The following is a 9,273-nucleotide window of genomic DNA, read 5'->3' as shown; positions in this document are numbered from 1 at the left end:
AGGCCTCGGTGCCGGCCGCGCAGCTCGACATGCTGAAGCCCGGGACGCGGGTGGACTTCTCCGTCGGCGGCTATGGAGATCGCGGCTTCCAGGGCCGCATCGAGCGCATCAACCCCGCGGTGGATCCGGCCACCGGCCAGGTGCGCCTCTACGTCACCCTCCCCAACACCGAGCAGTCGCTGCTCACCGGACTCTTCGCCGAGGGTCGGGTGGCGGCGCTCCAGCGCGAGGTGCCCGCCGTGCCCGTGTCCTCGGTGGACACGCGCGCGGATCCTCCCGCGGTGCTGCGGGTGAAGGACGGCCGGGTGGAGCGCGTGGACGTGACGCTGGGCATGACGGATGACATCGCCCAGTGGGTGGAGCTGCGCTCCGGCATCCAGCCCGGGGACGTGGTGCTGCGGGGCTCGGCGAGGGACCTGGCCGAGGGCACGCGCGTGGAGGTGCGGCTGCCCGAACAGCCCGAGGAGCCCGAGCCGGGCGTAGGTGGTGCCGGCACTCCGCCGGCCGAGGAGCAGCCCCGACAGTCCCAGCCCCGCTGAGCCTCGCGCCTACCTTCATCGAGGGAGAGCTTCCGTGTTCATCTCCAACTTCGCCATCAAGAAGCCCATCGTCACCATCACCGCCATGGTGGCGCTGGTGGTGTTCGGTCTGGTGGCGCTGGTGGCGCTGCAGACGGACGAGTTCCCGGACGTCCAGCAGCCCATCATCAACGTCACCATCGCCTACCCGGGCGCCTCGCCCGAGGTGGTCGAGCGCGAGCTGGTGGAGCCCATCGAGGACGCCCTCTTCAGCATCACCGGGGTGGACGCCGCGCAGTCCACCTCCAGTGCCACGGACGGCCTCGCGCAGTTCACCATCTTCTTCGACTTCGAGAAGGACCTGCAGCAGGCGTCCCAGGACGTGCGCGACGCCATCTCCAGCAAGCGCAATGACTTGCCGCTGGAGATGGAGGAGCCCGTCCTCACGCGCTTCGATCCGGCGGACATCCCCATCGTCTCGCTGGCCATCACCTCGGAGAAGCTGCCGGCCACGGCGCTCACCCGGCTGGTGGACCCGGGCATCGTGGGCGAGCTGCGCTCCATCGCCGGAGTGGCCCAGGCCTCGGTGGTGGGCGGCATCGAGCGGGAGATGACGGTGTTCGTGCGCCCGGCGGCGCTGCAGGCCGCGGGGCTGAGCATTTCGCAGGTGGTGCAGGCGCTGCAGACGCAGAACCTCGCCGCTCCGGTGGGCCGGCTGGACGGGCCGCTGGAGGAGACCACCATCCGCCTCAAGGGCCGGCTGGAGAAGCCCGAGGACTTCGCGCGCGTCGTCGTCGCCGAGCGCGGCGGGCGCCCCATCCGGCTGGGCGAGGTGGCCAACGTGGTGGACGGCACCGAGGAGCCGCGCACCCTGGCCCTCTACAACGCGGGCGAGGCGGTGGGCATCGACATCCTCAAGACCAAGGGCTACAGCACCACCCAGGTGTCCGACGCCATCCGCGAGCGCGTCGCCGAGCTCCAAAAGACGCTGCCCGCGGGCGTGAAGATGGAGATCGTGCGCGACTCGGGCGTCCGGGTGGACGAGGCCGTGGAGAACGTGCAGGGCGCGCTGCTCGAGGGCGCGCTGCTCACCGTGCTGGTGGTGTTCCTCTTCCTCAACTCGTGGCGCTCCACGGTGATTACCGGCCTGGCGCTGCCGGTGAGCGTGCTGGCCTCCTTCATCAGCGTGTGGGCGTTCGGCTTCACGCTCAACACCATGTCGCTGCTGGGCCTCAACCTCGCCATCGGCATCCTCATCGACGACGCCATCGTGGTGCGCGAGAACATCGTGCGCCACATCGAGATGGGGAAGGACCACTACACGGCCTCGCGCGAGGGCACGAGCGAGATTGGCCTCGCGGTGGCGGCCACGACGTTCTCCATCGTGGCGGTGTTCGTCCCGGTGGCCTTCATGTACGGCGTGGCCGGGCAGTGGTTCAAGCCCTTCGCCCTCACCATCGCGTGCTCGGTGCTCGTGTCGCTCTTCGTGAGCTTCTCGTTGGATCCGATGCTGTCGGCGTACTGGCCGGATCCGGCGGTGGAGCAGGGGGCGCGCAAGGGCCCCATCTCGCGGGTGCTCTCGCGCTTCAACCACTGGTTCGACCGGCAGGCGGACAACTACAAGCGCGTCATCGCCTGGGCGCTGGACCACCGGCTGGCCATGGTGCTGTTGGCGGTGGGCTCGCTGGTGGGCGCGCTGGGGCTCCAGGCCACCCTGGGCGGGGCGGGCTTCGTCCCGACGAGTGACCGCGCGGAGATCGAGATGCTGGTGGAGACGCCCGCGGGCTCCAGCCTCGACTACACGCGGCGCAAGGTGCAGGAGGTGTCCCGCCTCGCGCGCAGCCACCCGGAGGTGGCGTACACCTTCACCGCCATCGGTACGCCGCTGCCGCTGCGCTCGCCGGGCGTGGACCAGGCGCTCATCTACGTGCGGCTCAAGCCCAAGGCCACGCGCGAGGTGAGCCAGGATGCGCTCGGCGTCACCCTGCGCCAGGAGATGGCGCGCGTGGCCGGCGCGCGGGTGTCCGTCTTCACCAGCGGCTTCGGCGGGGCCTTCAAGGCCATTCAGCTGGAGCTGCGTGGGCCGGACGCGCGGGAGCTGGCGCGGCTGGCCGAGGTGGTGCGCGGCGAGGTGGAGAAGGTGCCGGGCGCGGTGGACGTGGGCCTGTCCACGCGCGGGCAGAAGCCGGAGGTGGAGGTGGAGGTGGACCGCGGCGTGGCGGGCCGGCTCAACGTGTCGGTGGCCCAGGTGGGGCAGGCGCTGCGCGCGGCCTTCGCGGGGGTGGACTCGGGAGACTGGGTGGACCCCTCGGGCGAGACGCGCGACGTGGTGGTGCGGCTCGTCCCCGAGTCCCGCATGCGCCCGAGCGACCTGGGGCGACTGCCCCTGGTGGTGGGCGCGGGGCAGGGCGGCACGGCGGCGCTGGTGCCCCTGGGGCAGGTGGCGCGCATCCGCGAGACGGTGGGGCCCGCTCAAATCAACCACCTCAACCGCGAGCGCGTCATCAACATCCAGGCCAACGTGGCGGGGCGCTCGCTGTCGGAGGTGATGGAGGACATCCGCGCGCGGACGGCGCGGGTGCGGCTGCCGCCGGGCTACGAGCTGGGCGAGGGCGGCGAGGCGCGCGACCAGGCCGAGGTGTTCAGCCGCGTCTTCCTCGCGCTCGGGGTGGCGGTGCTGTTGATGTACCTCATCCTGGTCATCCAGTTCGGCTCGTTCCTGGACCCGGTGGCCATCCTCGTCTCGCTGCCGCTGTCCCTCATCGGCGTGGTGCTGGCGCTGCTGGTGACGGGGGACACGCTCAACATCATGAGCCTCATCGGCGTCATCCTGCTGATGGGGATTGTCGCCAAGAACGCCATCCTGCTCATCGACTTCGCCAAGTGGGCGCACACGCGGGGCAAGCCCATGCGGGAGGCGCTCATCGAGGCGGGGCGCATCCGCCTGCGGCCCATCATGATGACGACGTTCGCCCTCATCGCCGGCATGGTGCCGGTGGCGCGGGGGGTGGGCGAGGGGGGCGACTTCCGGGCGCCGCTGGGCCGGGCCGTCATCGGCGGCGTCATCACCTCCACGCTGCTGACGCTGCTGGTGATTCCGACGGTGTATGAAATCCTCCACGACTGGCGCACCTGGGCGATGAGCAAGCTGCGGCGCACCCTGGGGCCCGGGGAGCACAAGCCGGGGCACGGGCCACCCCAGCCCCGGCCAGGGGCGTGAGGAGAGCGCCATGGAGGTGACGGTCCATGCGCGTTTCTGCCGGAACCTGAGGCGGGCTTCGAGGGTCCAGGGCGGCGCCGTCCTGCTGGTGGGGCTGGTGGTCCTGGTGGCGTGGGTGCTCGACATTCCCTCCCTCAAGGGGCTGCGGCCGGGCCTGCCCACCATGAAGGCCAACTCGGCCCTGTGCGCCATCCTCTCCGGGCTGGCGCTCCTGCTGGCGGGCCTTCCCCGGCAGAGCGCCTTCGTGCGGCACACCGCTCGGGGCTGCTCGGGACTCGTCGTCCTCATCGCCGGGTTGACGCTCACCCAGTACCCCTTTGACCTGGACCTGGGCCTCGACGAGCTCCTCGTGACGGACAACGCCCGCGACGCGGAGCTCGGCTACCCGGGGAGGATGGCCCCCAACACGGCCCTCTGCTACGTCCTGCTCGGCGTGGCGCTCTTCTCCATCGAAGTGAAGACGCGGTGGGTGGGCTGGCCCTCGCAGTGGTTCGCGGCCTTGGCCGGAGTCATCGCGCTGGTGGGCTTCGTGGGCTACCTCTACGGGCAGCAGGAGTTCACCGGCATCACCCGCTACGCGCAGATGTCGGTCCACACCACGGTGTGCTTCCTGCTGCTCTCCGTCGGCGTCTTCAACGCCCGCCCGGACCGCGGCTTCATGAAGGTCGTCACCCACTCGGGCGTGGGGGGCGTGCTCTCGCGCTGGCTGCTGCCGCCGGCGCTCGTCCTCCCCATCCTCCTGGGCGGAGGGGTGCTCGCGGGCTACCGGGCGGAGGCCTATGCGCTGCCCTTCGCGGTGGCGCTCATCGCCACGGGCAACGTCATCGTCTTCGCCGCGCTGGTGTGGGGCGCCGCCTTCGCGCTGGACCGGGTAGAGGCCCGGCGCCTGCGGGGCGAGGAGGAGCGGATGCGGCTGGTGGCCCGGGAGCAGGCCGCGCGCGCCGAGGCCGCCGCCCAGATGCGCGAGCGCTCCCGGGCCGAGGCCGCCGAGCAGGAGGCCAGCACGCTCGCCTCGGCCCAGCGCTTCCTCTCGGAGGCGGGCGTCTCCATGTCGGCCTCGCTCGACGAGGCGGAGACGCTGGCCACCCTCACCCAGCTCGCGGTGCCCCGGCTCGGCGACTGGTGCGTGGTGGACCTGCTGGAGCCGGAGGGCGCCCCGCGGCAGGTGGCGGCCACCCACGTGGACGCGGCCCGGGCCGGGCACCTGGCGGAGCTCGCGGACCGGCGCCCGACGGACCCGGCGCAGTCCGGCACCCTGGCGCACGTGCTGCGCACGGGCTACCCCCTGCTGCTCCCGGAGTTGGAGAGCCCCCGGCGGCTCGCGGACGTGCTGGGGGTGCGGCAGGGGGCGCCGTTGCACCTGCTGGGGGCGCGCTCGGCCATGGTCGTCCCCCTCCTGGCGCACGGCGAGCCCTTCGGCGCCCTCACCTTCGTGTCGTCGCGCACCGAGCGCCGCTTCACCGAGGCGGACCTCACCCTGGCCGAGGAGTTCGGCCGGCGCGCGGCGGTGGCGGTGGAGAACGCCCGGCTCTTCCTCGAGGCCCAGCGCGCGGTGCGCACCCGCGAGGAGGTGCTGGCCGTGGTGAGCCATGACCTGAAGAATCCGCTGGGCAGCATCTCGCTGAGCGTCCAGCTCCTGCGCCGGCTCCTCCCCGAGGGCGAGGTGGGCGAGCGGATGCGCAACCACACCCGCACCATCGAGCGCTCGGTGGAGCGGATGGACCGGCTCATCCGCGACCTGCTCGACATGGCGAGCCTCCAGGCCGGCCGGGTGAAGTTGGACCTGGGGCGCTACGCGGCGGACGACCTGGTGCGCGAGGGCCTGGTGCTGCTCGAACCGCTGGCCATCCAGAAGCGGATTGCGCTGCGGGCGCGCCCGGCTCGCGAGCGCAGCTGGGTGCGCTGTGACCGGGACCGCTTCTTCCAGGTGCTGACGAACCTGGTGGGCAACGCCCTCAAGTTCACCCCCGAGGACGGGAGCGTGACGGTGACGGTGGAGCCCCAGGGGGACTTCGTGCGCTTCTCCGTGCGCGACACCGGCCCGGGCATCCCCCCCGAGGCGCTGCCCCACCTCTTCGAGCCCTTCTGGCAAGCCAAGGGGACGGCCAGGCAGGGGACGGGGCTGGGCCTCACCATCAGCCGGGGCCTCGTGGAGGCCCACGGCGGCTGGCTGGAGGTGGAGACCGAGCCGGGGCAGGGGAGCACCTTCTCCTTCACCCTGCCCCGGGCCTCCCTGACGGCCGAGCGGGAGCGGGGCCCCGAGTCCACCGTCCACTGAGCGGGCGGGCAAGCATCCTTTTCGATCAGCTCCGGCGTGTGTGCCACACTGCGCCGTGTCCTTCGCCCCGCGGCGGAGGGCGCAGCCACTTCGGAGCACTTCGATGACGGACGAGCGCTGGACGAACGACTTCCTGGATGCCATGCGCGAGCAGTGCGACCCGCCGGCGGACGAAGCCGTGCGGAGCCTCTTCTCGCAGGGACTGGTGAACTCGGCCAACGAGCTGATGAAGCAGCTGGTGGCCAGCGAGCAGGTGCACGCGGAGCAGCTCCCCGCGCCGCTGCGGGGCTACTTCCAGCAGAGCGCCCGGTTGCCCTCGTGGGCGGACAAGGAGCTCATCCGCGAGGGGCAGGCGGTGTTCAGCCGCTGCGGCCCGCTGTCGGTGGTGGCGCTGGTGTGCGCGGCGTTGCCCACCTGCTACGCGGGGGCCCAGGGCGTGCAGGTGCTGCACCTCCCCGCCCGCCTGCAGACGGACACCCGGCGCCGCATCGTGGAGACGGCGCAGATGGTGGTGGACGTGATGGGCCCGGGCGGACTCGAGGAGGACGCCTGGGGCATCCGGGACGCGCAGAAGGTGCGGCTGATGCACGCCGCCGTGCGCCACCTCATCCGGCAGAGCGGCCGGTGGAACCCCGCGTGGGGCCAGCCCATCAACCAGGAGGACATGGCCGGCACGCTGGTGACGTTCTCGGTGGTGACCATCCGCGCGCTGTCGAAGATGGGCTACACCCTCTCGGCACGCGAGGCGCAGGCCTACTACCACGCGTGGCGGGTGGTGGGTTACATCATGGGCGTGGACGAGCGCCTGCTGCCGGAGGACTTCGAGGACGGCGAGCGCCTCACGGACCGCATCTTCGGACGCGTGTTCCGCGCCAGCGACGAGGGCAAGGCGATGACGCGCGCCCTCGTCGAGCTGCTGGAGCACATCGTCCCCGGCGACCTCTTCGATGGCATGTGCGCCACGCTCATCCGCCACCTGGTGGGGGACTCCACGGCGGACCTCATCGCCGTGCCGCCCTCGGACTGGACGCGCCACCTGGTCAAGCCGCTGAAGCTGCTGGGCTGGGTGATGGACGAGAGCGACGAGCAGAGCGCGGTGAGCGCGAAGCTCGCCGAGCTGTTTGGCCGCAAGCTGCTGGAGGGCATCGTCTGGGTGAGCCGCGGCAACGAGCGCCCCCCCTTCCGCATCCCCGCCGAGCTGGGCGAGTCCTGGAACGTGCGCAGCCGCGAGCAGCAGCTCTGAGGCGGCCCGGGCGGGCCTGTCCGCCAAGCCGGCGGACCTAGGGGCCCGCCGCCGGGAGCGTGAAGCGGAAGGTGCTGCCCTGGCCGGGGGTGGACTCCACCCAGATGCGCCCGCCGTGGCGCTCGACGATCTTCTTGCAGATGGACAGGCCGATGCCCGTGCCCGGGTACTCCTCCTTGCCGTGCAGCCGCTGGAAGATGGCGAAGATGCGCTCGTAGTACTGGGGCTCGATGCCGATGCCGTTGTCCTCCACCGAGACGGTGAGGGTGTCCTCCTCGCGCGTGGCGGAGATGCGGATGCGCGGGGGCCGCTCGCCGCGGAACTTCACCGCGTTGCCCACCAGGTTCTGCAGGAGCTGGGCGAGCTGGGACTCGTCCCCCTTCACCCAGGGCAGTGGCTCCACCTTCACCTCGGCGCCGGACTCCTCCAGGGCGAGGCGCAGGTGGGCGAGGGCGCGCTCGGCGCACTTCTCCAGCGGCACGGGCACCGGCTCCTTGCCCCGCGTGCCCACGCGCGAGAAGGCCAGCAGGTCGTTGATGAGCGCCTGCATTCGCATGGCGCCGTCCACCGCGTAGCGGATGAACGTGTCCGCGTCCGGGTCCAGCTTGCCCTTGTAGCGCCGCGCCAGCAATTGCACGTAGCTGGCCACCATGCGCAGCGGCTCCTGCAGGTCATGCGAGGCCACATAGGCGAACTGCTCCAGGTCCGCGTTGGAGCGCGCCAGCTCCTGGGCCCGCCGGGTGAGCTCGGCCTCGGAGCGCGCGGCCTCGGCGCGGGCGGCCTGCTCGCGCACCAACTGGCGCGCGTTCTCCTCCAGGGCGAGCCGCTCGGTGACGTCGGTGCAGACGCCCGTGAGCCGCGAGGGCCGGCCCTCCTCGTCCAGCGAGAGTCGGGCGTGGGTCTCCACCCAGCGCACCTCGCCGTCCGGGCAGACGATGCGGTACTGCACGTGGTGCTCCGGCTCGCGCTGGGCCACCACGCGCTGGATGCTGGAGAGCACCCGCTCGCGATCCTCCGGGTGCATGTCGCGCTGGTGGGCCTCGAAGTCGCCGCCGAAGCTGCCCACGGGGATGCGGTGGAGGCGCTCCAGCGTGGGCGACCAGGACACGCGCCCGGCCGGGATGTTCCACTCCCAGGCGCCCATGCGCCCCGCCTCGAGCGCCACCTCGTGCCGGGCCTGGGCGCGCTTCGCCTCCTCGTAGAGACGGGCGTTGTCCACCGCGAGCGCGGCCCGGCGGGCCAGCTCCTCCACCAGCCGCTGCTCCTCCGGCCCCAACCGCCGCGCCGACTCGGCGGTGGCCAGCGTGACGGTGCCCAGCGTCCGTCCACGGGCATTGAGGGGCGCGACGATGAGGGAGCGCAGGCCCAGCTCGCGCAGCATGCCCAGGTGCTCCTCGTCCCGAGCGACCTTCACCAGCATCTCATCGTTGATGTCGGAGGTGAGCGAGGAGATGCCCGTGTGCATCACGTGAGCGGTGCCCCCCTGGGCGCGTGGGTCCGACGGGTAGCGCTCGCGCATCCGCCGCACCCGCTCCACCTGGGCCGGGTCCTTGTGGATGGCCACCACCTGCCGGTAGGAGGTGGCGTCGTCCGCGAGGTCCACGGTGCACCAGTCGGCCAGTCGGGGCACCAGCAGGCGCGCGGTGGCGGCCAGCGTGCTCTCCAGGTCGAGCGAGGTGGAGAGCAGCTCCCCGGCCTCGGCCAGCAGCCGGAAGCGGCCCTCGCTCTCGCGCAGCGCCTGCTCGCGGTTGCGCGCCTCCGTCACGTCACGGGCCACGGCGAGCACCGAGCGCACCTCGCCGTGCGCGTCCCGCTCGGGCACCACGTGCGCCTCGAAGGCGCGGGGCCCGGACGGCGTGGGGAAGACGAACTCGAGCGACGTGCCCCTGCCCGCGAAGGCCTCGCCGAAGGCGCCCTCCCATTGGGCCATCCGCTCCTGCGGCATGCCGAGCTCCGCCATGCTGCTGCCCGGGAAGCGCTCCGGCGGCAGCCCCAGGATGCGCTCGACGACGGG

General features: G+C 72.2%; 5 protein-coding genes. 4 read left to right on the top strand and 1 reads right to left on the bottom strand.

Annotation, left to right across the window (positions count from 1 at the left end):
- From VF697_RS18410 to VF697_RS18395, 4 genes are all read left to right on the top strand, one after another.
- Positions 1–539 (top strand): efflux RND transporter periplasmic adaptor subunit (locus VF697_RS18410; RefSeq protein WP_331096766.1); only part of this gene is annotated, 539 nt, incomplete at its 5' end.
- 34 nt (positions 540–573) lie between these two features.
- Entirely contained in the window at positions 574–3,738 is a 3,165-nt protein-coding gene (locus VF697_RS18405; RefSeq protein WP_331096764.1) for an efflux RND transporter permease subunit, read from the top strand.
- Between the two features lie 10 nt (positions 3,739–3,748).
- The gene (locus tag VF697_RS18400; RefSeq protein WP_331096762.1) at positions 3,749–6,016 is read left to right on the top strand and encodes a HAMP domain-containing sensor histidine kinase; all 2,268 of its coding nucleotides are present in this window, start codon (positions 3,749–3,751) and stop codon (positions 6,014–6,016) included.
- A gap of 103 nt (positions 6,017–6,119) precedes the next feature.
- Positions 6,120–7,259, top strand: a complete 1,140-nt coding sequence (locus VF697_RS18395) for an oxygenase MpaB family protein (protein WP_331096760.1) — start codon at positions 6,120–6,122, stop codon at positions 7,257–7,259.
- A 37-nt stretch (positions 7,260–7,296) separates the two neighbouring features.
- On the opposite strand, the gene VF697_RS18390 is transcribed toward VF697_RS18395, so the two are convergent.
- A partial coding sequence (locus VF697_RS18390; RefSeq protein ID WP_331096758.1) for an ATP-binding protein occupies positions 7,297–9,273 on the bottom strand: 1,977 nt, incomplete at its 5' end.

The organism is Archangium sp. (genome assembly GCF_036388035.1).
Taxonomy (GTDB): Bacteria; Myxococcota; Myxococcia; order Myxococcales; family Myxococcaceae; genus Archangium.
The sequence above is the reverse complement of the archived record's forward strand: the minus strand, read 5'-3'. Positions and strand labels throughout refer to the sequence as shown.

Bases quoted from the DNA above. Each gene is read 5' to 3' on its own strand.
- VF697_RS18400 (WP_331096762.1), top strand. From the start codon at position 3,749: ATGGAGGTGACGGTCCATGCGCGTTTCTGCCGGAACCTGAGGCGGGCT.
- VF697_RS18395 (WP_331096760.1), top strand. From the start codon at position 6,120: ATGACGGACGAGCGCTGGACGAACGACTTCCTGGATGCCATGCGCGAG.